Annotated in this window: 21 protein-coding genes; 8 read left to right on the top strand and 13 right to left on the bottom strand. The window is 58.5% G+C overall.

The window, feature by feature from the left end:
• Positions 1-13: 13 nt before the first annotated feature.
• The 11 genes from nuoL to ACZZ0B_RS07925 all read right to left on the bottom strand — a co-directional run bounded on the left by nuoL (position 14) and on the right by ACZZ0B_RS07925 (position 11,907).
• The gene (gene nuoL, locus ACZZ0B_RS07875; RefSeq protein ID WP_463544787.1) at positions 14-1,867 is read right to left on the bottom strand and encodes an NADH-quinone oxidoreductase subunit L; all 1,854 of its coding nucleotides are present in this window, start codon (positions 1,865-1,867) and stop codon (positions 14-16) included.
• On the bottom strand, positions 1,864-2,172 hold the full coding sequence (gene nuoK / locus ACZZ0B_RS07880) for an NADH-quinone oxidoreductase subunit NuoK (RefSeq protein WP_003223790.1): 309 nt from the start codon (positions 2,170-2,172) through the stop codon (positions 1,864-1,866). The genes nuoL and nuoK overlap by 4 nt, the downstream gene beginning before the upstream one ends.
• 3 nt (positions 2,173-2,175) lie before the next feature.
• Positions 2,176-2,676, bottom strand: a complete 501-nt coding sequence (gene nuoJ, locus ACZZ0B_RS07885) for an NADH-quinone oxidoreductase subunit J (protein ID WP_008082850.1) — start codon at positions 2,674-2,676, stop codon at positions 2,176-2,178.
• A 9-nt stretch (positions 2,677-2,685) separates the two neighbouring features.
• Positions 2,686-3,234 (bottom strand): NADH-quinone oxidoreductase subunit NuoI, encoded by a 549-nt coding sequence (gene nuoI / locus ACZZ0B_RS07890; protein WP_007920177.1) that lies wholly within the window; start codon positions 3,232-3,234, stop codon positions 2,686-2,688.
• 11 nt (positions 3,235-3,245) lie between these two features.
• Positions 3,246-4,253, bottom strand: coding sequence for an NADH-quinone oxidoreductase subunit NuoH (gene nuoH, locus ACZZ0B_RS07895; RefSeq protein ID WP_008082852.1), 1,008 nt, complete (start codon positions 4,251-4,253; stop codon positions 3,246-3,248).
• Positions 4,250-6,964, bottom strand: a complete 2,715-nt coding sequence (nuoG, locus tag ACZZ0B_RS07900) for an NADH-quinone oxidoreductase subunit NuoG (protein ID WP_463544788.1) — start codon at positions 6,962-6,964, stop codon at positions 4,250-4,252. Before nuoG ends, nuoH begins: the two co-directional genes overlap by 4 nt.
• A gap of 134 nt (positions 6,965-7,098) precedes the next feature.
• Entirely contained in the window at positions 7,099-8,454 is a 1,356-nt protein-coding gene (gene nuoF / locus ACZZ0B_RS07905; RefSeq protein WP_008082856.1) for an NADH-quinone oxidoreductase subunit NuoF, read from the bottom strand.
• Positions 8,451-8,948: an NADH-quinone oxidoreductase subunit NuoE gene (nuoE, locus tag ACZZ0B_RS07910; protein WP_007920186.1), complete on the bottom strand. Its 498-nt coding sequence runs from the start codon at positions 8,946-8,948 to the stop codon at positions 8,451-8,453. The genes nuoF and nuoE overlap by 4 nt, the downstream gene beginning before the upstream one ends.
• A gap of 2 nt (positions 8,949-8,950) precedes the next feature.
• Complete coding sequence (gene nuoC, locus ACZZ0B_RS07915) at positions 8,951-10,735, bottom strand: NADH-quinone oxidoreductase subunit C/D (RefSeq protein ID WP_008082858.1); 1,785 nt, start codon at positions 10,733-10,735, stop codon at positions 8,951-8,953.
• 73 nt (positions 10,736-10,808) lie between these two features.
• Positions 10,809-11,483, bottom strand: a complete 675-nt coding sequence (locus ACZZ0B_RS07920; RefSeq protein ID WP_003223809.1) for a NuoB/complex I 20 kDa subunit family protein — start codon at positions 11,481-11,483, stop codon at positions 10,809-10,811.
• Positions 11,484-11,493: 10 nt separating this feature from the next.
• Entirely contained in the window at positions 11,494-11,907 is a 414-nt protein-coding gene (locus ACZZ0B_RS07925) for an NADH-quinone oxidoreductase subunit A (protein ID WP_003223812.1), read from the bottom strand.
• 1,333 nt (positions 11,908-13,240) lie between these two features.
• Between ACZZ0B_RS07925 and ACZZ0B_RS07930 the strand changes: the two genes are divergently transcribed.
• The 8 genes from ACZZ0B_RS07930 (at position 13,241) to ACZZ0B_RS07965 (ending at position 21,046) form a co-directional block, all read left to right on the top strand.
• On the top strand, positions 13,241-14,479 hold the full coding sequence (locus ACZZ0B_RS07930; protein ID WP_463544789.1) for an aminotransferase class I/II-fold pyridoxal phosphate-dependent enzyme: 1,239 nt from the start codon (positions 13,241-13,243) through the stop codon (positions 14,477-14,479).
• 9 nt (positions 14,480-14,488) lie between these two features.
• Positions 14,489-15,316, top strand: a complete 828-nt coding sequence (locus tag ACZZ0B_RS07935) for an HpcH/HpaI aldolase/citrate lyase family protein (RefSeq protein ID WP_463544790.1) — start codon at positions 14,489-14,491, stop codon at positions 15,314-15,316.
• Positions 15,317-15,326: 10 nt separating this feature from the next.
• The gene (locus tag ACZZ0B_RS07940) at positions 15,327-15,851 is read left to right on the top strand and encodes a MaoC family dehydratase (RefSeq protein WP_463544791.1); all 525 of its coding nucleotides are present in this window, start codon (positions 15,327-15,329) and stop codon (positions 15,849-15,851) included.
• An 84-nt stretch (positions 15,852-15,935) separates the two neighbouring features.
• Complete coding sequence (locus tag ACZZ0B_RS07945) at positions 15,936-16,925, top strand: ornithine cyclodeaminase family protein (RefSeq protein ID WP_463544792.1); 990 nt, start codon at positions 15,936-15,938, stop codon at positions 16,923-16,925.
• Between the two features lie 63 nt (positions 16,926-16,988).
• Entirely contained in the window at positions 16,989-17,966 is a 978-nt protein-coding gene (locus ACZZ0B_RS07950) for an NAD(P)-dependent oxidoreductase (protein WP_463544793.1), read from the top strand.
• On the top strand, positions 17,959-18,702 hold the full coding sequence (locus ACZZ0B_RS07955) for a class II aldolase/adducin family protein (RefSeq protein WP_463544794.1): 744 nt from the start codon (positions 17,959-17,961) through the stop codon (positions 18,700-18,702). Before ACZZ0B_RS07950 ends, ACZZ0B_RS07955 begins: the two co-directional genes overlap by 8 nt.
• The gene (locus ACZZ0B_RS07960; protein WP_463544795.1) at positions 18,594-19,856 is read left to right on the top strand and encodes a pyridoxal phosphate-dependent aminotransferase; all 1,263 of its coding nucleotides are present in this window, start codon (positions 18,594-18,596) and stop codon (positions 19,854-19,856) included. The genes ACZZ0B_RS07955 and ACZZ0B_RS07960 overlap by 109 nt, the downstream gene beginning before the upstream one ends.
• Before the next feature lie 26 nt (positions 19,857-19,882).
• A complete protein-coding gene (locus ACZZ0B_RS07965) occupies positions 19,883-21,046 on the top strand; it encodes an MFS transporter (protein ID WP_463544796.1) in 1,164 nt (387 codons plus the stop codon).
• Between the two features lie 283 nt (positions 21,047-21,329).
• On the opposite strand, the gene aceA is transcribed toward ACZZ0B_RS07965, so the two are convergent.
• Both aceA and ACZZ0B_RS07975 read right to left on the bottom strand, forming a co-directional pair.
• On the bottom strand, positions 21,330-22,655 hold the full coding sequence (gene aceA / locus ACZZ0B_RS07970) for an isocitrate lyase (protein WP_053121621.1): 1,326 nt from the start codon (positions 22,653-22,655) through the stop codon (positions 21,330-21,332).
• Between the two features lie 474 nt (positions 22,656-23,129).
• Positions 23,130-23,891 carry a secretin N-terminal domain-containing protein gene (locus ACZZ0B_RS07975; RefSeq protein WP_463544797.1) on the bottom strand — a complete coding sequence of 254 codons (762 nt, stop codon included), beginning with the start codon at positions 23,889-23,891 and terminating at the stop codon, positions 23,130-23,132.
• Positions 23,892-24,278: the final 387 nt, after the last annotated feature.

Below are 24,278 nucleotides of genomic sequence, written 5' to 3' on the forward strand. Positions count from 1 at the left end.
CGCAAGGTTCATATCAGACCGCTACCAGCACGATGGCGCCGATAACCAGCACGGCACCAGCAGCCATCGAAGCAGCGTACCAACGCAGTTGACCGGTCTCGGTGCGGCTCAGGGCGGTGTGACCACCCTTGGCCATACGCGGGATCAGACCGATGGTCTGGTCGAGCGGGTCTTTGCGCAGTACGTGGCTGATCGCCAGGTAAGGCTTGACGAACAGTTTGTCGTAGATCCAGTCGAAGCCCCAGGCAGCGAACCACCAGGCCGAAAGGAAACGGCCGATGCCGCTGTTGGCGATTGCCGTGACGAAGCGACGCTTGCCGAGGAACAGCAGCGCTGCCAGCAGGATACCGGCCAGGGCAATAGCACCCGAGGCGATTTCCAGACTGTGCTTGGCTTCGCCGCCAGCATGGCCAACGCTTTCTGGCAGTACGCCGTGCAGTGGCGGAACGATCATCGCGCCAATGGCGGTGGACAATACGATCAGCACCGACAGTGGCAGCCAGTGAGCGATGCCGTGACCGGCGTGGGCTTCAGTCTTGGCTTCACCGTGGAACGTGATGAAGATCAGGCGGAAGGTGTACAGCGAGGTCATGAATGCGCCGACCAGACCTGCGTAAAGCAGACCGTGGTTGCCGCTGGCGAACGCTTCCCAAAGGATTTCGTCCTTGGAGTAGAAGCCTGCGGTGACCAGTGGCAGGGCAGCCAGTGCCGCGCCGCCGACGATGAAGCTGGCGTAGGCCAATGGCAGTTTTTTCCACAGACCGCCCATCTTGAAGATGTTCTGCTCGTGGTGGCAGGCAACGATCACCGCACCGGAAGCAAGGAACAGCAGGGCCTTGAAGAAGGCGTGGGTCATCAGGTGGAAAATCGCGCCATCCCATGCACCAACGCCCAGCGCCAGGAACATGTAGCCGATCTGGCTCATGGTCGAGTAGGCGAGGATACGTTTGATGTCGGTTTGAACCAGCGCGGCGAAACCTGCCAGAACCAGGGTCACACCGCCAACGATGCCCACCAGGTGCAGAATTTCCGGCGCCAGGGTGAACAGACCGTGGGTACGGGCGATCAGGTACACACCGGCAGTCACCATGGTGGCGGCGTGGATCAGTGCCGAAACCGGAGTCGGGCCGGCCATCGCGTCCGCGAGCCAGGTTTGCAGTGGCAGTTGTGCCGATTTACCGACTGCACCACCCAGCAGCATCAAGGTTGCCAAGGTGATCCAGAAGTCGCCGACCTGGAATTTCTGCGGTGCCAGCACCAGCAGTTCCTGGATGTTCAGCGTGCCCACTTGCTGGAACAGGATGAACAGGCCGATGGCCATGAACACGTCGCCGATCCGGGTCACGATGAAGGCCTTGAGTGCCGCGTTACCGTTGTTGCGGTTGCTGTAGTAGAAACCGATCAACAGGTACGAGCACAGGCCCACGCCTTCCCAGCCGAAGTACAGGAACAACAGGTTATCGCCGAGCACCAGGAACAGCATGCTGGCGATAAACAGGTTGGTGTACGAGAAGAAGCGCGAGTAGCCCGCTTCGCCACGCATGTACCAGGACGCGAACAGGTGGATCAGGAAGCCGACGCCAACGACCACACCAAGCATGGTGACCGATAGGCCGTCGACGTAGAGGGCGAAGTCAGGCTTGAAGCCTTCGACCGCCATCCACTTCCACAGCACCAGGGTGTAGTGACCGCCTTCGGGTGGTGCGACGTTGAATTGCCAGGTGACGTAGGCGGCGACGATCGCCGACAAGCCAATGGAACCCACGCCGATCAGCGCCGAGAGGTTTTCCGACCAGCGTCCACGGGAGAACGACAGCAGCAGGAAACCGATCAGAGGGAATACGAAAGTCAGAAAGATCAGGTTCATCCGCGCATCTCACTGGCAGCGTCGATATCGAGCGTATGGAAGCGGCGATACAGTTGCAGCAGGATCGCCAGACCAATACTGGCCTCGGCAGCTGCAAGGCTGATCACCAGGATGAACATGATCTGTCCATCCGGCTGGCCCCAACGGGCGCCCGCAACAATGAACGCCAGTGCAGAGGCGTTCATCATCACTTCCAGACTCATCAACACGAACAAAATGTTGCGGCGGACCATCAGGCCGACCAGTCCAAGGCAGAACAGGATGCCGGCAACCGCCAGACCATGCTCGAGAGGGATAGCAGGCATGACTTACTCCTTCGCCTCGTTACGGCCCAAATGGAACGCCGTGACGGCTGCAGCAAGCAGCAGCATCGAGGCGAGTTCGACTACCAGCAGGTACGGGCCGAACAGGCTGATGCCCACGGCTTTCGCGTCTACGGTGGTGTGGCCGATGGCCTGACCGCTCTGGTGAGCGAACAGCACATACAGCAGTTCGGCCAGCAGCAGGCCGGCGAGAATCACCGGCCCTGCCCAGATACCGGGCTTGAGCCAGGCGCGTTCTTGCTGAACCGCGGCGGGGCCGAGGTTGAGCATCATCACCACGAACACGAACAGCACCATGATGGCGCCGGCGTAGGCGATCACTTCCAGCACGCCGGCGAACGGTGCGCCGAGTGCGAAGAAGGTCATGGCCACAGCGATCAACGAGATGATCAGGTAGAGCAGGGCGTGCACAGGGTTGGTGTTGGTGACCACACGTAGCGTGGCCACAACAGCGATACCCGATGCGAAATAGAAAGCGAATTCCATCGTTCTTCCTTAAGGCAGCAAGCTCTTCACGTTGATCGGTTCGGCTTCGTTCTGTGCGGAGCCTTTCGGCTTGCCAGCGATTGCCATACCTGCAACACGATAGAAGTTGTAATCAGGGTTTTTGCCGGGGCCGGAGATCAACAGATCTTCTTTCTCGTACACCAGGTCCTGACGTTTGAACTCGGCCATCTCGAAATCCGGTGTCAGCTGGATTGCGGTGGTCGGACAGGCTTCCTCGCAGAGACCGCAGAAAATGCAGCGCGAGAAGTTGATACGGAAGAAGTCCGGGTACCAGCGACCGTCTTCGGTTTCAGCTTTCTGCAGCGAGATGCAACCCACCGGGCAAGCCACGGCGCACAGGTTGCAGGCAACGCAACGCTCTTCGCCATCGGGGTCACGGGTCAGGACGATGCGACCACGGTAGCGTGGTGGCAGGTAGACCGCTTCTTCCGGGTATTGCAGGGTGTCGCGCTTGCGAAAGCCATGGCCGAAGACCATGACCAGGCTGCGCAACTGGGTACCAGTACCCTTAACGATGTCGCCAATATATTTGAACATGGGTCAAATCCTCACTGAACCGCGACTGCAGGCGTGTTCCACAACACGACCGCAGCGGTCACCAGCAAATTGATCAGGGTCAGTGGCAAGCAGAATTTCCAGCTGAAATCCATCACCTGGTCATAACGCGGACGCGGGATAGACGCGCGCAGCAGGATGAACAGCATGATGAAGAACGCGGTCTTCAGTGCGAACCAGAGGAAGGACAGTTGCGGCAAGATGCCGAACGGACCGTGCCAGCCACCGAAGAACAGGGTGACCAGCAGCGCCGAGATCAAGATGATGCCGATGTATTCACCGACGAAGAACATGCCCCATTTCATACCGGCGTATTCAATGTGGTAACCGTCGGCCAGTTCCTGTTCCGCTTCCGGCTGGTCGAACGGGTGACGGTGAGTCACGGCGACGCCAGCGATGAAGAAGGTACAGAAGCCGAAGAACTGCGGAATGATGAACCACAGGTTCTGCGCCTGGTACTCGACGATGTCGCGCATGTTGAACGAGCCGACCTGGACCACGATGCCCATCAGGGCCAGGCCCATGAACACTTCGTAGGACACGGTCTGCGCCGAAGCACGCAGGGCACCAAGCAGGGCGAACTTGTTGTTACTCGACCAGCCGGCGAACAACACCGCGTAGACCGACAGACCGGCCATGGCGAAGAAGAACAGCAGGCCGATGTTCAGATCCGCGACGCCCCAGGTCGGGGTGATCGGGATGATCGCAAACGCGATCAGCAAGGCGGACATGGCCACCACCGGCGCCAAAGTGAAGATCACTTTGTCGGCAAACGGCGGCGTCCAGTCTTCCTTGAAGAACATCTTCAGCATGTCGGCGGCGATCTGGAACATGCCAAACGGGCCAACGCGGTTCGGACCGTAACGGTCCTGCCACCAGCCCAGCAGGCGACGTTCGACAAAGCTGAGCAACGCACCCGCGACCACCACGGCCAACAGAATCACGATGGCTTTGATGACCGTCAGGATCACATCGATCACTTCAGGGGTGAACCAGGTCATTGCGCTGCCTCCTGCAGACCGTCGACGGATACGCCGGCGAATGCCGGTGGAATGCCGGCGATGCCCGCAGGCAATGCCACCAGACCTGCGCCCAGTTCTTCATTGATACGCAGCGGCAGACGCAGGGTCTGACCGGCCACGTTCAGGCTCAGCAATGCACCGTCGTTGACGCCCAGACGATCCGCTTCGGATTTCGCCAGTGCGACGTAAGCGGCCGGAATACGCTCTTGAACCGGCGCGGCTTTCGAAGAGTTTTCTTCGCTGCCGAACAGGTGGAAGAACGGCACGGCTTGCCAGGTGCCCGCTGCCGGGCTGAACGCACGCGGTGCTGCCGCGAACCAGTTCAGCGAGTCGCCAGTGCTTTCGATCAGGCGGGTGCCCGGGTCGCCAGCGCGGATATGACCACCGACTTCGTCCTGGAACTTGTTCCACGCTTGCGGCGAGTTCCAGCCCGGCGACCATGCAAATGGTACTTGCTGACGCGGTTCAACCGAACCCGAGTAACCTTCCATGGAGAAGGCGAACGCGGTGTCTTTGTCTTGTGGGGTGCGTGGTTCGTGAACGCTGATGTCGGCGCGCATTGCGGTGCGACCGGAGTAACGCAGCGGCTCACGCGCCAGTTTCAGACCCTTGATACGGAACGCCGCCGACGGTGCGGCGTCGACGATACGCGCCAGTTGCGCGGTGCTCGAAGCAACGGCAGCAGTGACGTGGTCGAGTTGCGTCCAGTCGATCGGCTGGTTCAGCAGGGTCGCGCGCAGGGCGTGCAGCCAGCGCCAGCCTTCGTGAACCAGAATGCTCGCATCCAGATATTGCGGATCGAAAACCTGGAAGAAGCGCTGGGCGCGACCTTCCTGGCTGACCAGCGTACCGTCGCCTTCGGCGAAGCTTGCGGCTGGCAGAACCAGGTGCGCGCGGTCGGTGGTCGCGGTCTTCTGATGATCAGCAACGATCACCACTTTCGCAGCGTTCAGTGCGGCATCGACCTTGTCTTTGGCGGTGCGGGTGAACAGATCGTTTTCCAGCACAACGATCGCATCAGCCTTGCCGTCGATGACGGCTTGCAGCGCAGCGTCGACCGATTCGCCACCGAGCATGGCCAGACCGAGGCTGTTGGCTTCCGGCACGATCAAGCTGATCGAACCGTTCTTCTCGCGCAGCTTCAGCGCCTTGGCGATGTTCGCGGCGGCTTCGATCAGGGCTTTGGAGCCCAGCGACGTACCGGCGATGATCAGCGGACGTTTGGCCGCGAGCAGGGCGTCGGCAATGCGCTGAGCCAGTTCCAGTGCTTCGGCGTCCAGACCTTCAACGGCCGGGGCGCTGGCGTCCAGTGCGTGGGCAACGGCGAAACCGATGCGCGCCAGATCGTCCGGAGCTGCGTGTACGCATTCTTCAGCGATGTCGTCGAGCTTGGTTTCCGCCAGGCTGGCGATGAACAGCGGGTTCAGCGCGTGCTGACCGATGTTCTTCACGGCGGCGTCGAGCCAAGGCTGAACACGCATGGCTTCGGCCATGTCTTCAGCTTTGCCCTTGACCGATTGACGCAGCGACAGTGCCACACGGGCGGCGGTCTGGGTCAGGTCTTCACCGAGGACGAAGATTGCATCGTGGTCTTCGATGTCGCGCATGTTTGGCACAGGCAGCGGGCTGTCGTTCAGCACCTGCAAGACCAGACGGATGCGTTCCAGTTCGGACGCTTCGATACCCGAGTAGAAGTGCTCGGCGCCAACCAGTTCGCGCAACGCGTAGTTGCTTTCGAGGCTGGCACGCGGCGAACCGATACCGACGATATTGCGACCGCGCAGCAGGTCAGCGGCTTTATCCAGTGCAGCGTCCAGACCGAGCTTGGTGCCGTCGGCCAGCAGCGGCTGACGTGGACGGTCGGTGCGGTTGACGTAGCCATAACCGAAACGGCCACGGTCGCACAGGAAGTACTGGTTCACCGAACCGTTGAAACGGTTTTCGATGCGACGCAGTTCACCGTAACGCTCGCCCGGGGAGATGTTGCAACCGCTCGAGCAGCCATGGCAGATGCTCGGCGAGAACTGCATGTCCCACTTACGGTTGTAGCGCTCGGAGTGAGTCTTGTCGGTGAACACACCGGTCGGGCAGACCTCGGTGAGGTTGCCGGAGAACTCGCTTTCGAGGGTGCCGTCTTCAACGCGACCGAAGTACACGTTGTCGTGGGCGCCGAACACACCGAGGTCTGTGCCGCCAGCGTAATCCTTATAGAAACGCACACAGCGGTAGCAAGCGATGCAGCGGTTCATTTCGTGGGAAATGAACGGGCCCAGTTGCTGGTTCTGGTGGGTGCGTTTGGTGAAGCGATAACGGCGCTCGTTGTGGCCGGTCATCACTGTCATGTCTTGCAGGTGGCAATGACCGCCTTCTTCGCACACAGGGCAGTCGTGCGGGTGGTTGGTCATCAGCCATTCAACAACACTGGCGCGGAACGCCTTGGATTCTTCATCTTCGATGGAGATCCAGGTGTTGTCGGTGGCCGGGGTCATGCAGGACATGACGATGCGACCACGGGTGTCGTTCTCGTCGGTGTACTGCTTGACCGCGCACTGGCGGCAAGCCCCGACGCTACCAAGCGCGGGGTGCCAGCAGAAATATGGAATGTCGAGGCCCAGCGACAGACATGCCTGTAACAGGTTGTCTGCCCCGTCGACTTCGAGCGCTTTGCCGTCTACGTGGATAGTGGCCATGGTTCAAAGGTCTTCGTTGGCCCGGTGTCAGCGGGCGTGGCTAATGGAATCTTGTTATCCGTGCGAATCAAACCAGCCTCGAAAGGCGTCATCGCAGGAGGTGAAAGGCCCAGGCCCTTCACCTTATTAAGCGTTTACGCGCCGATTACGATCGGCCTTGCCAGAGGCGGGACGGCGGCGCTGACTGGCGCGATACCGGCTTCGAACTCTGGACGGAAGTATTTGATGGCACTGCCCAACGGTTCCACGGCACCCGGTGCGTGAGCACAGAAGGTCTTGCCTGGGCCGAGGAAGTTGACCAGACCCAGCAAGGTCTCGATGTCGCCTGGCTGACCGCGGCCTTCTTCGATGGCCATCAAGAGCTTCACGCTCCATGGCAAACCATCACGGCAAGGGGTGCAGAAACCGCACGACTCGCGAGCGAAGAACTGCTCCATGTTGCGCAGCAAGGAGACCATGTTGACGCTGTCATCCACCGCCATGGCCAGGCCGGTACCCATACGGGTGCCCACTTTGGCGATGCCGCCGGCGTACATTTGTGCGTCGAGGTGCTCAGGCAGGAGGAAACCGGTACCGGCGCCACCTGGCTGCCAGGCCTTGAGCTTGAAGCCGTCGCGCATGCCGCCGGCGTAGTCTTCGAACAACTCGCGACCGGTGACGCCGAATGGCAATTCCCACAGGCCCGGGTTTTTGACTTTGCCGGAGAAGCCCATGAGCTTGGTGCCCATGTCTTCGCTGCCTTCGCGGGCCAACGATTTGTACCAGTCAACGCCGTCGGCAATGATCGCCGGCACGTTGCACAGGGTTTCGACGTTGTTCACGCAAGTCGGCTTGCCCCACACGCCGACGGCGGCAGGGAAGGGCGGCTTGGAGCGCGGGTTGGCGCGACGGCCTTCGAGGGAGTTGATCAGTGCGGTTTCTTCACCGCAGATGTAACGCCCGGCACCGGTGTGGACGAACAGCTCGAAATCGAAGCCGCTGCCCAGAATGTTTTTACCCAGCAAGCCCGCAGCCTTGGCTTCTTCCACAGCACGATTCAGGTGCTTGGCGGCGGTGGTGTATTCGCCACGCAGGAAGATGTAGCCACGGTAGGTTTTCAGTGCGCGAGCACTGATCAGCATGCCTTCGATCAGCAGATGGGGCAGTTGCTCCATCAGCATGCGGTCTTTCCAGGTGTTCGGCTCCATTTCATCCGCGTTGCACAGCAGGTAGCGGATATTGATGGATTCGTCTTTGGGCATCAGGCCCCACTTCACGCCCGTGGGGAAGCCTGCACCGCCGCGACCTTTAAGGCCTGCGTCTTTCACGGTCTGGACGATGGCGTCCTGATCCATGTCGGCGAAGGCTTTGCGCGCAGCGGCGTAACCGTTCTTGGCCTGGTACTCGTCGAGCCACACGGCTTCGCCGTCGTCACGCAGACGCCAGGTCAGCGGGTGAGTCTCGGCCGAACGCTGAATGCGGTTGGCAGGACCGAAAGATGTCAGGGTCATACGTAGCCCTCGAGCAGTTTGGCGACGCCAGCAGGCTGCACATCACCAAAGGTGTCGTCGTCGATCATCAGCGCCGGTGCCTTGTCGCAGTTGCCGAGGCAGCAGACCGGCAGCAGGGTGAATCGACCGTCGGTGGTGGTCTGACCCAGGCCGATGCCCAGATTGTTCTGGATTTCGCTGACCACCGACTCGTGGCCGCCGATGTAGCAGACCATGCTGTCGCAGACGCGAATGATGTGACGGCCAACCGGCTGACGGAAAATCTGGCTATAGAACGTCGCCACACCTTCAACGTCGCTGGCCGGGATGCCGAGGATCTCGCCGATTGCGTACAGGGCGCCATCCGGCACCCAGCCGCGTTCTTTCTGAACGATCTTCAGGGCTTCGATCGACGCCGCGCGCGGGTCTTCGTAGTGATGCAGCTCGTGCTCGATGGCCGAGCGCTCGGTTTCACTGAGGGTGAAACGGTCTGTCTGGATAAGCGTGCTGTTCATGCTTAGCGGTCCACGTCGGCCATAACGAAGTCGATACTACCCAGGTACGCAATCAAGTCCGCGACCATGCTGCCTTTGATCACCGAAGGGATCTGTTGCAGATGCGGGAAGCTCGGAGTGCGGATCCGGGTACGGTAGCTCATGGTGCCGCCGTCGCTCGTCAGGTAATAACTGTTGATGCCCTTGGTCGCTTCGATCATCTGGAAGGATTCGTTGGCCGGCATTACCGGGCCCCACGAAACTTGCAGGAAGTGCGTGATCAAGGTTTCGATGTGCTGCAGCGTGCGCTCTTTCGGCGGCGGCGTGGTCAGCGGGTGATCCGCCTTGTACGGGCCTTCCGGCATGTTGCGCATGCACTGGTCGATGATCTTGATGCTTTGGCGCATCTCTTCAACGCGCACCATGCAGCGGTCGTAGGCATCGCCATTGGCAGCCAGCGGCACTTCGAACTCGAAGTTCTCGTAGCCGGAGTATGGACGCGCTTTACGCAGGTCGAAGTCGCAACCGGTCGAACGCAGGCCGGCACCGGTGACGCCCCATTCCAGGGCTTCTTTGGTGTTGTAGGCAGCGACGCCGATGGTACGGCCCTTGAGGATGCTGTTCTGCAGGGCAGCCTTGGTGTATTCGTCGAGGCGTTTTGGCAGCCATTCAACGAAGTCTTTCACCAGTTTGTCCCAGCCGCGCGGCAGGTCGTGGGCAACACCGCCGATGCGGTACCAGGCCGGGTGCAGACGGAAACCGGTAATCGCTTCAATCACCGTGTACGCCTTCTGGCGGTCGGTGAAAGTGAAGAACACCGGAGTCATGGCGCCGACGTCCTGGATGTATGTCCCGAGGAACAGCAGGTGGCTGGTGATCCGGAAGAACTCGGCCATCATGATGCGGATGACGTCGACCTTCTCAGGCACCTTGATGCCGGCCAGCTTCTCGACCGAGAGCACGTACGGCAGGTTGTTCATCACGCCGCCGAGGTAATCGATACGGTCGGTGTACGGGATGAAACTGTGCCACGACTGACGCTCGGCCATCTTCTCGGCACCACGGTGGTGGTAACCGACATCCGGCACGCAGTCGACGATTTCTTCACCGTCCAGCTGCAGAATGATGCGGAACGCACCGTGCGCCGAAGGGTGGTTCGGGCCGAGGTTGAGGAACATGTAGTCCTCGTTCGTCCCGGAACGCTTCATGCCCCAGTCTTCAGGGCGGAAACGCGCGGCTTCTTCCTCAAGCTGTTGCTTGGCGAGGTTGAGGCTGAACGGATCGAATTCGGTGGCGCGCGCCGGGAAGTCCTTGCGCAGCGGGTGACCTTCCCAGGTCGGCGGCATCATGATGCGCGACAGGTGCGGGTGACCTTTGAAGTCGATGCCGAACATGTCCCAGACTTCACGCTCGTACCAGTTGGCGTTCGGCCAGATACCGGTGACGGTCGGCAAGCTGAGGTCGCTCTCGGACAAGGCGACCTTGATCATCACGTCACTATTACGCTCCAGCGACATGAGGTGATAGAACACGGTGAATTCAGCGTCGCTCGGCAGCCCTTGACGCTTGGTGCGCAGACGCTCGTCCACGCCGTGCAGGTCATAGAGCATGACGTACGGCTTGGGCAGGTTGCGCAGGAAGGTCAGGACTTCGACGAGTTTGGCGCGCGCCACCCACAGCACCGGCATGCCGGTGCGGGTCGACTGAGCGGTGAACGCTTCGGCGCCAAAACGGTTGTTCAATTCAACGACCACATCCTGGTCGTCTGCCTTATAAGGCGGGATGTACAGAGCGCTGCCTGTAGTCATGGTTATTTTTTCGCTTTCGGTCAACGTAAAGAATGAAGCCAGCTTCTCGTTTCTTTGTCAGAACAGATCTGGATCAGACTTCGTCAGGGCTGCGCAGGTTAGTGACTGCGATTCGCTGTTCGCGGCGCTGTTCCTTTTGCGAAGGCATGTCGGCGCGATAAACGCCTTGATCACCGACGACCCAGGAAAGCGGACGACGCTCCTGTCCAATCGATTCCTGCAACAGCATCAAGCCTTGCAGAAATGCTTCCGGACGAGGAGGGCAGCCAGGTACGTAGACGTCCACGGGCAGGAACTTGTCCACCCCTTGAACCACAGAGTAGATGTCGTACATGCCACCGGAGTTAGCGCACGAACCCATGGAGATCACCCACTTCGGCTCGAGCATCTGCTCGTAGAGACGCTGAATGATCGGCGCCATCTTGATGAAGCAGGTACCGGCGATAACCATGAAGTCGGCCTGACGCGGTGATGCCCGGATAACCTCGGCGCCAAAGCGCGCGATGTCGTGGGGCGCCGTGAAGGCGGTGGTCATTTCCACGTAGCAGCACGACAAGCCGAAGTTGTACGGCCACAGGGAGTTCTTACGTCCCCAGTTGACCGCGCCACTCAGCACGTCTTCCAGCTTGCCCATGAAAATGTTTTTGTGAACTTGATCTTCTAACGGATCGGAAACGGTTTCCCGTTCGCCAATCGGATATTGCTCGTTAGGAGCATCGGGGTCGATCCTGGTGAGATTGTATTGCATTGCCAAAGCCTCATTGTTTCAGCTTCGCCTGCCGCTTGCGACGAGCTTCCGGAGCCCAGTCAAGGGCGCCCACTCGGAACAGGTAGACAAGACCTGCCAACAGAATTGCTATGAAAACGAGAGCTTCGACGAATCCGGTCCAGCCGCTTTCGCGGACGGACACAGACCATGCAAAGAGAAAGAGGGCTTCGATATCGAAGATCACGAAGAGCATCGCGACCAGATAGAATTTGGCTGAGAGCCGCAAGCGGGCGCCACCGGTAGGTAGCATGCCCGACTCGAACGGTTCGTTTTTGCTGCGGCCCCAGGCTTTTGACCCAAGGAGGCTGGAAACGCCAAGCATGAAGGCACACAGGCCGACGACACCCAGAAGGAAAATGGCAAAGCCCCAGTTGTGGGCCATGAGTCCTGTCGCTTCGGGCATGCTGGTAATCCTTAACAGAGAGCAAAGGTCTCTGAGCTTGATAAAGAAATAGGCAGTGACGATATGTCGCAGCAATCAATCGCGCTGATTTTATGGCTAAACACCCGGCAAGTAAAATTCCTATAGCGAAATTATTTATTGGAATAAGGACATAGCGCACCTCCAAGCCCCGCCAGCCCATGCGTTGCGGGCATTAGCCGGTTTTCCGGGAAATATGTTTTGTTTGAAATGTAACGAACATAGTTGCTGCTAAATGATAATCAATATTGTTTGGAGCGGTTTTTCAACTGTTTATCGGGTGAGGTGTTGGGAAGTTGTCTTACTTGCACGTTACTGCAAGTAGCGATGGCGCCCGTTTTACCCGATTTTTCCTACGCCCGACCCGCTCTGGATCAATGTTTCACCCAAAGGCTGCCCTTGACCCCGCAGGAGCAAAGCTTGCTCGCGAAAGCGTCAGACCAGCCACCATCGGTTTCGGACATCAACCGGAACGCCGAACACATCCCATCGAGCCACCTTGGATAAATGACACCCTGTAGGAGCTGCCGGAGGCTGCGATCTGTTGATCTGCTTTTTTTACGATCAAAAGATCGCAGCCTGCGGCAGCTCCTACAGGGTATTCGCGGCGAGTTCGCTGGTGCGGCAGGCGCTGGCCAACAGGATTCGATTGACCACTCAGTATGATCACCTGATGCAGCATCAACAGGGCTCGGCGCGGTGTGTTGTCGACGACGGGGTCAATAAGGAAGGTCCTGCTGGTTTTGCGGGAAGGAATTGAGAGCTTCAGTGAGTGGGGGCTCAGGTGGAAATTGATGGCCCGGTCAGTTGCCTCTTTGATCTTTAAACCCCGGCGCTCTCGAAGTAGCCCCACGCATAGCCACCGTAAACCTGAGTTCCCAGACCTCCATCGATGACCATATCGGCGCCTTCGGCTATCGCATCTCCCGATGTCTGAGGCCGCGCCCGTGATAAGCGCTGGTTTACCGCTCAATCTTCCATTGATTAATTATTCTGCGCAATACAAGGCTGTGGGGCGTGTGCCGTGAAGTTGTAGGCGGCGCACGGCTAGAACCTGGAACCGTTAATGTGATCTGGCCTGTGCGTATGATCTTTAAGAGTGTTCCTACAGATCATTCGTTAATCATTGAAGGGGTTTTCTTGAATGCCTACAAAAGCGCTGACTGTGACGCTGAGGTGGGCTGTAATCAATTAAGCTTTGATGGTGTAGCGATGTTGGATGTTGGATATTTGTTAGCGCGCAGTATTTTCATTGGTGTTACTTAATTGCCACTGGTCATTGTTCCGGTTATATGGACTTATATTGAGGTCGTGTATGTCAGAGCAGCGAAACAAGTACATTAATACCGCCCGATCCGTTGACATTGGAAATCCGTCATGGGCCTTTGCACAACAATCGGGGTTGACCGATTTGAGTGTCAAGCATACTCAGCAGGGGCGTATGCAGGATCAGAACGGTCATGCCTTCATGAACATGTGCTCTTGTTCATATTTGGGGCTTGAGGTCGATCCGCGTCTGGCGCGCCGCGCCGCCGATTATGTGCTCAATAGCGGTACGGTGAACCTGCCCACCTCGCGTATCAGGATAAGGTTGCGAGAACTCGATGAGCTTGAGGATGCCTTGTCCGCGCACTTCAACTGTCGAGCCTTCACGGCGACGTCGTGCAGTGCGGGGATCGTGGCCTCGTTGCCGCTCCTGGCCGCTGGTATGTTTACTCAGGGGCAGCGCCCCGTACTGATCTTTGACAAGCATGCCCATTTTGCCCTGAATCAGGTCAAGGCCATTTGTGGTGATGAAACGCAGGTGGTGACCTGCAATCACAACGATGTCGATTTTATTGAGGATATGTGCAAGCGGTACCCGCTAGTCGGCTATGTTGCTGACGGTGCCTATAGCATGGGAGGCAGTGCACCGATTGAGCGGCTATTAGCGTTGCAGGATAAATATGGGCTGTTTCTCTATTTCGACGACTCTCACTCATTAAGCGCCTATGGCGAACAGGGTGAAGGTTATATTCGTACGTATATACCTGAATTGAATCCTCGAACCCTGCTGGTGTATTCATTGGCCAAGGCATTCGGTGCCAATGGCGGCGGCATATTTATGTCGGAGAAAGCCGACTACCAAAGTGTCTTTCGTCGCTTTGGTGGGCCGATGTCTTATTCTCAATATATAAATCCGGCCGCTATCGGTGCGGCCATGGCGTCGCTGGATATTCATAAGAGTCCTGAACTTGGCGTCTTGCAGGAGAAGCTGAATTCCAATATTCGTCTATTCGACAGTTTATTCAATACAGAGCACGCGGGGTCAGGGCTGCCGATTCGGGTTATCCCATTGGACAGCCCGGACATGGCGATCAGCGTTTCCGAAGGTGTGTTCAAACGAGGCTATTACACCTCGGCGGTGTTCTTTCCGATTGTGGCCAGAAACAAGTCCGGTTTGCGCGTGATGTTGCGTGCAGATATGTCGCAAGAAGACGTCCGCAGTTTTTGCTCCGCTGTCAGGGCAGAGATCGATGTAGCCCGCTTGCACCTGAATCCTGCCGAGCATTGAGAGGTGGCGATGACTCATCCGATACCACGAAGCCTGTTGTATTGCTCTGCCTTGCACCCGGAGCAATACGCCAAGAGTGCCCTGACGGATGTCATGGTGATTGATCTGGAGGACGGTGTTCCGCTCGCCAGGAAAGCTGAAGCCCGCTTATGTGTCGAGCAGTTCTATCGATCCCCTACAGCGCAGCGTACGGCACTGCGCATCAACCCATTGCGTGATAACCAAGGGTTGCTTGATCTGTTGCTGGTGCAATCCCTCGAACAGCGCCCCGAATACATCGTCCTCGCCATGACCGAAGCGGCGGCCGAGATAGACGTCGTACGCGCCAATGTAGGGGGGCAGGGAGGCAGCCCGAAAATCCTCGTCACCGTCGAAACACCGGCCTGCCTGCGGGATATTTACGCCATTGCATCCAGCGCCGACGGACTGATCTTTGGTTCGGCAGACTACGCGGCCAGCCTCGGTGTGCCCATTGGCGGCTGGAGCAACATTCTCCACGCCCGTGCAAGCATCGTTGCCGCCGCCAGCGCAGCGGGGATTCCCGCGTTCGACACCGCTTACTTCAACCTCGATGACGACGCCGGGTTACTCAAGGAATGCCAGGACACCCGGGAGTTGGGATTCAGTGGCAAGACCTCGATTCACCCAAGGCAGATATCCATCATCAATGAGGCGTTCACCCCTTCGATCGCCGAGTACGAACATGCCTTGGCCGTTGTGCAGGCGGCGCAAGACAGTGGTGAAAAAATCACCCGGCTGAAGCACCTGATGGTCGGGCCGCCCTTCGTCAAGCAAGCCCGCAAAGTCATCCAGCGCGCCCAGGAACTGGGTCTATAAGGAGAACAGCATGGAACCGATGATTCCGGCCCATAAACGGATCGCTGCCAACCGATACCGTGAGTCTTATGGGCTGCATTACGAAGAATTTGTGGTCGGGGACGTGTTCGAGCATCGCCCCGGTCGCACGGTGACTGAACTGGATAACATCTGGCAGTCACTGATGAACATGAATAACCATCCGGCGCATATCGATGTGGCTTACGCACAGCGCACCGAGTTCGAAAAACTGCTGGTGAACAGTTCGGTGACCTTGTCGATCATCAGCGGCATGACGGTCGCGACAATGAGCGCCCGGGCCATCGCCAACCTGGGCTGGGACGAAATACGCCTGCCCAGTCCGGTGTACGTCGGCGACACCCTGTATGCCGAGAGCGAGGTGGTCTTCAAGCGTGAATCCCGATCACGTCCGGGCCAGGGCATCGTCACCATCAAGGTGATCGGTCGCAAGCAGGACGCCACTCCGGTCATCAGCTACCTGCGCACCTTTCTGGTTCCAAAGCAGGGGTTTTCCCAGGACTACCCCGTCGGCTAGACGCCGGTTTGAGTAAGCGTGCAAACGCTGCCGGTCAGGGAATGGCCGGGACTTTCAAAAAGCTTTGATGGAAAAGGACAAGCCATGCTGCTGCTCAATCGTGAAGACATCAGGCGTTGTGTCGAGTTGCCGACGCTTGTGCGCGTACTCGAAAAAGCTCATCGCGGCTTTTCACTTGCGGCCCCCGTGGTTCCGCCACGTTCGATCATCCTGCACGAGCGACAAAAGGCATTTTCGTTGTTCATGCCGGCCTTTTTGCCCGCGAGCCAGACCCTGGGCATCAAGGTGTCGTCGTTTCATCCCGGCAACGCCGAGCAGGGGCTCTCGACGGTCAATGGCGCGGTTTTGCTGATCGACGTCGACAGCGGCCGGTTATTGGCGATGCTCGACAGTTCCGCCCTGACGGCGATTCGTACCAGTGCCATGAGTGCGTTGGTGACGGACAAACTCTGCCTGCAGACGCGGCTCAATCTGGCGGTGATCGGAGCCGGGGCTCAAGCGGCGGCGCATATCAAGGCGATGGCCGCTGTCAGGGAGTTGGGGCAGGTCAGGATATTTTCCCGCTCAATGGCCCGCAGTGTCGCGTTGGCCGAACGTCTGTCCATTGAGCTTGCGCAGCCGGTCGAGGCCGTCGAGCGCATGGAAGATGCGTTGGCTGACGCGGACATTGTCTGCACGACAACCTCCCACGACAGTCCGCAGCCGTTGATCGGGACGCATCAGCTCAAACCCGATGCCCATATCAATGCCATCGGCGGCAGCACACCGCAAGCATGCGAGATCGATCCTCGATTGCTGGGCAGTGCTCAGGTGCATGTCGATCATCTCGACGCCGCATGCCACGAGTCGGGCGAAATCGCCCAGGCCTTGGCGTGGTCGGTGATTGAGCGCAAGGACATCCGCGAGATCAGCGCCCTGGTGGTCGAGCAGCCTTCGCCGGTCACCCGCAAACAAGGTCTCAGTTACTTTCGCAGCGTTGGCCATGCCAGCCAGGACATGGTGGTTGCCGCCTGCATATATGACGCGGCGGTGGCGGGGCATATCGGCCAACAGTGCGACTACCTCCGTGCTTGAAATTCGCCGGGCGCAACGTTTTGAATCAGCAGTGCCAACGACTCGGGAAGGAAAAGGATGCCCATGAATATTCTGATGATCGATTCGCAGCGAGTGAATTATGTCGACGCTGGGGAGTATGTCCGGGAAGCGCAGCATCAGCGCTATCGCCTCGAGGTGACCACCGCCCCTTCAGATGAGCAACTGGCCAAAGCCGACGGCATCATTGCCTTTCATTCGGTGGTCATCGACGCGCCGCTGATCGCCAGAATGCCGCGTTGCCGCGCTTTGGTGAAGGCAACGATCGGCCTTGATGATGTGGATGTCGAGGCGTTGAGCGCGCAAGGCATTGTGTGCGCCAACATCGTTTCTGTAGGGGTGGAGGAAGTTGCCGAGCATGCCTTGGCGTTGATCCTCTTGGCCCAGCGCAAGCTGTGCGACTACGCCCGGCACACCCGCCAGGGCGGCTGGAGCTGGCGAGCCCATAGCGGCGAAGTGAAAGCCTGTGCCGACACGGTTCTGGGTGTTGTGGGTTACGGCGCAACAGGACGAGCATTGGCCCGCAGGGCGGCGGCGCTCGGTTACCGGATCTGCTTTTACGATCCCGGGGTCGAGCGTTGTGCCGAAGACATTGCCACGGGCCTGACGCTGGATGCTTTGCTCGCTACCGCCGATGTGCTGTCGCTGCATCTGCCGCTTACCCCGGCCACCGCACATCTTATGAACGACGCGGCATTTTCACGGATGAAGCACGGCGCGACCCTGGTCAATACCGCGCGAGGCGGCATCGTCGACACCGATGCGTTGCTGCGGGCCTTGCAGGCCGGGGTTGTGTCCATGGCACTGCTGGATGTCGTGCAGGAAGAGCCGGCACCTCCCAAAGCCTTGATCGAGCATGAGCGGGTGTTATTGACGCCGCATGCCGCTTTCTACAGCGAGCGCTCGTTGGCCCAACTCAAAGCCAATGCCCTGCAAACGCTGCTGGCGCTGTTACAGGGGCAAACAGTCGACACGGTGGTCAATCCCGATTGCGTATCGCGGGAGGCAAACGGCTATGCCTGAATTGAAACGTGCGGGGTTTGAACCGTCCCGAGCCGGGTTGCCGGCCTGGTTCGACCTGGCGATCGGCAACAGCATTGTCCAATACGGTCAGCGTCTGGCGGCGCGACAACTGCTGGTCAACACGTTGGGCAATATCGCTGTACGCAGCCGCTGTGCGTACTGGCAACGCGACGTGATCTACACCAAGCACCGCGGCATCTCTCTGGAAGAGTGCGGGCTTGAGCATCTGTCGGTGCTGGACATGCAATCCGATGAGCTTCTGCACGGACGTTTCCACCCCAGTCAGGGGCACCAGATGCATCGGGAAATCATGCGTTGTCGCGCCGACATCAATGCGACGGTGCACCTTCATCCCAACGACGTCATTGCCTTCTTCGCTGTCATGCAATGGCGTGAGATGGCGTACGTGTCGAACGACACGGCCCTGGTCATGGGCAAGCCGCCGAGCATCCTCGACGCGGGCATCAATGTCGAGCTGGATATCAGTGCGATTGGCCGCTGTGCCAGCGACACCAACTGCATTGTCATGCCCAGCCATGGCATTACCTGTTTTGGCCGCGACCTGTCGGAGGCGTTTCATCGCGCCGTGGCATTCACGGCCGAAATCAGCCGGTTGATTACCAGTCATTGTTTATCGGCCGCCACGGGAAAGTCGGTGGTGTACGCCAGCCACGAGGAGGTCCGGCAGATGTACGCGCTGGGCGAACAAGTGATCTACGGAGGGATGCGCAAATGAAGTTTCACCCCCACATCTCATGCTCCGGTTCATGGAAGGCGCCAGAGCGCGATCTTTCATCGGTGCTGCTGGATTTGAATGAAAACCAGTTTTTACATCGGTTTCTGGCAGGGTTCATTGCCAACGAATTGAAGCCTCAGGATCTGTTTGCCTATCCCAATTACCGCCCGCTCCTCAACCAGCTCGCGCAGTACTGCAAGGTCTCCACCGACAGTCTGCTGCTGACCAATGGCGCGGATCAGGCCATCGATCTGGTGATTCGGTTACTGTTTTCGCCAGGGGATCGGGTGGTGGTGCCTTCTCCGGTTTTTTCCTTCTATTACCAGATGCTCGACGTCAACGGCGTGGTGCCGGTGATCGCGGGGTTTGAAAAACAGGCCGGCAAATTCGTGTTGCCCACCGAGGCGGTGCTCCAGTCCTTGCACACCAGTCAGGGGTTGATCCTGTGCAACCCCAACAATCCACTGGGAGTGCGCATCGACCCAGAGCAATTGCGAGTGTTTGTCGAAGCTTGTGTCAGGCAAGACAAACCGGTGATCGTCGACGAATGCTACTTCGAGTATTTGCAACAGTCGTGTCTGGATACGTTCAGCGCGGTCAGGCAATTGTTTGTCATTCGTTCTTTTTCCAAGTACTTCGGACTAGCCGGATTGCGCCTGGGGTATGTGGTCACGCGCCCGGAATCAATCCGTGAGCTGATGAAAGTGCGCGGCCCTTGGGATGTGAACCATGTGGCGGTGAAAGCGGCGCTGTACTGTTTGCAGAACCGGCAAGCGTTGCAGCAAGCGCACGATCATCTCGCGCAGATCAAACGTGAAATTATCGACGTCTGTCGGGCCAACGCAATCGTCGTTTATGAGAGCGATACGAACTTTCTGCTGCTGCAGGATGAGCACGATGGTCGTCTGGCCAGCGCTTTTGCTCAGGCCAATATCCGCGTAAGCGACTGTTCGCAATACCCGCACAGTTTCGGTCTGTTGCGCGATGTGCTGCGCGTGGCCGTTCCCTCGGCGTCGGATCTGAAAACATTCCTGACGACGGTATTGCGTGGCAGCGGCAGTGCGGCTTGCCTGAGCGAAGTGAACATCGAGCAGCACATTGCCCAAAGGCCTGCGTTGCGAACACCGCAACACGTAAAGGTTAATTTCAAATGACGACATGGCTGAAAGGGAATCGCCTTATGGCAGGAATGCGTAACATTGTTTTGCTCAGATTGCTGTTCGTCATGGCCAATGCGTTGGGGCCTTTTGCTGCCTTGTTTTTTCATCGGCATTACCAGCTCGACAGCTCTGCAGTGGCCTTGGTGATCACACTGATGTCGGCGTTTTATCTGCTGGGCAATCTGTTGGGCGGGGCGCTGATCGGTCGTTTCAACTTCCGGACACTTTTAATCTGTACCTCGTCCTGTTCGTCACTGTTTTTGTTGCTCGCTGCCGTGCTCAGTTCATCGGTCAGTTCCATTGCGATGGTGCTGCTGTTCATGCTGTGTGCGGGCCTGATCACGCCGGTATTCAGTGTCCTCACGTCCCTGGCGGCGAACGACAGCAATCGCATCGCCTCTTTTGGCTATCTGCACCTGGCCACTAATCTGGGGGGAGCGCTGCTGTTCGTGATGGGTGGCTACTTGCTCGGCCTCGACAGTCACTATCTGGTGCTGTTTGCGATGGGCGCCAGTGTTCTGTGCCTGTTGGCCAGTGTCTTTCTTGCGCTGCCGGAACGTCAGGGCGCTGCGACTGAAGCCAGAAAAACCTCGATGGGTGCGTTGGTCGATGTACCCAGGATCGTCATCGTTGCGGGCGCCATGTTCTTTGCGTTGTCGGTGCTGGATGCGCAACGTGAATATCAATTGCCGCTATGGCTTGATGAGGTGACGGCGGGCAAGGCCGCCGGCCTGTTCGGTGCGGTTGGTATCGTCAATGCGTTGCTGGTGGTCGTGGTGACGCAGCCGCTGATTGCCTTGACGTCACGTTTCGGGGCGCTGACCAATCTGTCCCTGGCGGCGGTTTTTTACGGCATCGGATTCGGCGCCTATGCCTTTTTCGAACAGACCGCGCTGATTCTTTCGTTCGTGTTCTTCTGGACGCTGGGTGAGATTCTTGGCGTGACCTACATCACCGCGTTGATCGCGCAGAAAACCACCCTGCAAACCCAGGCCAGCCTGTTCTCGCTTATACCTGTGGTGCTGGCGTTGGCGAGGATGGTGTCTGTGGGGATCGGCGCCTCTTTGATCGCCGGGATCGGGTTCCAGTTGAGCTGGAGTCTGTATGGGCTGGTGGGTCTTTTGTTTGGCGGCGTTTGTCTTTTGCTTGCTGGCAGAAGGGGGCGCTTTGCGACTGCAGCGTGATCTGGCTTGGGTCCCCTGATAAGTGACACCCTGTAGGAGCTGCCGAAGGCTGCGATCTTTTGATCTGCTTTTTTTACAATCAAAAGATCGCAGCCTTCGGCAGCTCCTCCAGGGGGGGGCTTGCGGGCGGCCATACGCGGGTTGGTAGATCGGCTGCAATAGGCATGCGCGGCCACCAAATCCCAGACAAAAAAACGCCCCGAACCAGTCGGGGCGTCAGTTTTGCGGCTCTGCGATTAGCTTTCTATACGATCCACAAAGGCCGTTTGCTCAGCGAAGCAGATCAGTGGAACTGTTCTTCTTCAGTCGAACCGGTCAGTGCGGTTACCGAAGACGTGCCACCTTGAATCACGGTGGTCATGTCGTCGAAGTAGCCGGTGCCCACTTCCTGCTGGTGAGCCACGAAGGTGTAACCCTTGGCGGCGTCAGCGAATTCCTGCTCTTGCAGTTTCACGTAAGCAGTCATGTCGTTGCGGGCGTAGTCGTGCGCCAGGTTGAACATGCTGTGCCACATGTTGTGAATGCCGGCCAGGGTGATGAACTGGTGCTTGTAACCCATGGCGGACAGTTCGCGCTGGAACTTGGCGATGGTCGCGTCGTCCAGGTTTTTCTTCCAGTTGAAGGAAGGCGAGCAGTTGTACGACAGCAGTTGATCCGGGTATTCCTTTTTGATCGCTTCGGCGAAGCGACGAGCCTCGTCCAGATCCGGCTTGGCGGTTTCGCACCAGATCAGGTCGGCGTATGGCGCGTAAGCCAGACCACGAGCGATGGCTTGATCCAGACCGGCACGGACCTTGTAGAAACCTTCCTGAGTGCGCTCGCCAGTCACGAACGGCTGGTCGTACGGGTCGCAATCGGAGGTCAGCAGGTCAGCGGCGTTCGCGTCGGTACGGGCCAGAATGATGGTCGGGGTACCGGCAACGTCAGCAGCCAGACGAGCAGCGGTCAGCTTCTGTACGGCTTCCTGAGTCGGAACCAGTACTTTACCGCCCATGTGACCGCATTTTTTCACGGAAGCCAGTTGGTCTTCGAAGTGAACGCCGGCAGCGCCTGCTTCGATCATGCTTTTCATCAGCTCGTAAGCGTTCAGCACGCCACCGAAACCGGCTTCAGCGTCAGCCACGATCGGCGCGAAGTAGTCGATGTAGCCTTCGTCGCCCGGGCCTTTGCCGGCTTTCCACTGGATCTGGTCAGCACGACGGAACGAGTTGTTGATGCGCTTGACCACGGTTGGCACCGAATCCACCGGGTACAGCGACTGATCCGGGTACATCGATTCGGCGGAGTTGTTGTCCGCAGCAACCTGCCAGCCCGACAGATAGATCGCCTGGATACCGGCTTTGACTTGTTGTACAGCCTGGCCGCCGGTCAGGGCGCCCATGCAGTTGACGAAATCTTTCTCAGGACGGAAGGACGGCTTGGCGCCCTGGGTGACCAGGTTCCACAGCTTCTCGGCGCCCAGTTTTGCAAAAGTGTGCTCAGGTTGAACCGAGCCACGCAGGCGGACGACGTCAGCAGCGGAGTAAGCGCGTGTCACGCCTTTCCAGCGCGGGTTTTCAGCCCAGTCTTTTTCGAGGGCTGCAATTTGCTGTTCGCGTGTCAGTGCCATGGAGATAAACCTCGTCGCGTCTTTTATGAAAAGTTGTTCTGCGGTGGAAAATTCCTGCGCTCGCTGACCAGAAGCTTAGGTGGTCAAGTCGGATTCGGCGGGGTAGGCGACGGGATGGACGATGGGCTCGAGGGGAAGTGAGCAGGTAGTGGCGGACTGCGGGCGCATTCGGGCGTCGTGGGCCTCTATACGATCTACAGTGTGGAGCCGGGTTACCTAATTACGCTTCCGTCCCTCGGGACAACTTCGTTCCAGTCGGCAACCTCGTCAAACACACCTTGTGGGCGGTACAGACACGAAGCGGTTCGCGGGGTAGGTGCGAACATCGCTTCGAAGGCCCTTGCCAGGGCCTCTGATTAGCGGGAGCGAGGCCATCATGCCTTCGCTTTTTTGCCTCGTCAAACGTTTTGTAGTGCTTTTTTTTAAGCACTACATCTTTCGTCTAATACGACTAATCAGTCAGTTTTCGGTGCTTTAGTCCAGCGTGTCGACTTTGACCCGCAAGGTCATGTCATCCCGGCCTTGAGTCGAGTAGCTGCGGGCCAGGCCCTGTTTATCGGCTTGCGTCTGGCTGTTGACGCCGGCGAGGGTGATCCATTCACCGAGGCGTCCGCTGACAGTTGTGTCGGTACTTTGTACGTTCACTACATCGGAACGTTCCTGGCTCATTCGGTCATTGTTGGTAGTGATCGCCAGGTGAACGGTGTCACCGGTGACGCTGGCGGTGACGTAAAACCCTCGAGTGACGTTGCGGTATTGGGTCTGGTTGCTGTAATCGCCGTAGGAATTACTCTGGCTGCTGGTGATCGGCACGCTTTGGCCTACTTGAATCAGCGCCGGTGCGCCCTCGCTGGCCTGTACTTGCTGGATGCCGCCGTTACGGCTGGTGGTGCTGCGGCTGATGATGCGGGTCTGGTTCGGTGGGGCGCCGTTGACCGAATAGCCTTCATCGCCGCGACCATTGTTTTCGTTGGTGTCGACGGTGATCAGCAGGCGTTTGGGCGCGGTGTCGAGTTGTGACAGCAGATCCTTGAGTTCCTGAATCTTGCCCGGCTCGGCCTTCACGATGAGCTGGTTGCCGTAGGCACTGACCTGGCCGTCCTGACCGATGAAGTCCTGCGCCACCGGCAACATATCGGCGCTGGTGTGGTACTTGAGGGGCACGATTTCTGTGGCTGCCATCACCGAAAAACTGCAACCGAGCAGCAGGGTGGTGAGCAGGGTGCGTAGGGACATGTCCGTTATCTCCGCGTTCGAAAGGCTTGATATTGCCAGTTTGTCGGCCTCGGGTGGGGCAAGTTGAATCCTGGACAGCAAAACGCCCCGGCATCGTTGGATGCCGAGGCGTTTCGAGAACTGCTTTTGTGGCGAGGGGATTTATCCCCGATGGGCTGCGAAGCAGCCCCAAATCCTGAAAACGCGGTGCATCAAGTAGACCGAGTTTGTCGGGTTGGCGACTGCTGCGCAGCCGAACGGGGATAAATCCCCTCGCCACAGGGTTTGCATGATCGTTCCCACGCTCTGCGTGGGAATGCAGCCAGTGACGCTCTGCGTCACATGCCGCAAGGGACGCGGAGCGTCCCGAGAGGCATTCCCACGCCGAGCGTGGGAACGATCAGGGCA

The organism is Pseudomonas sp. AC247, from assembly GCF_979258015.1.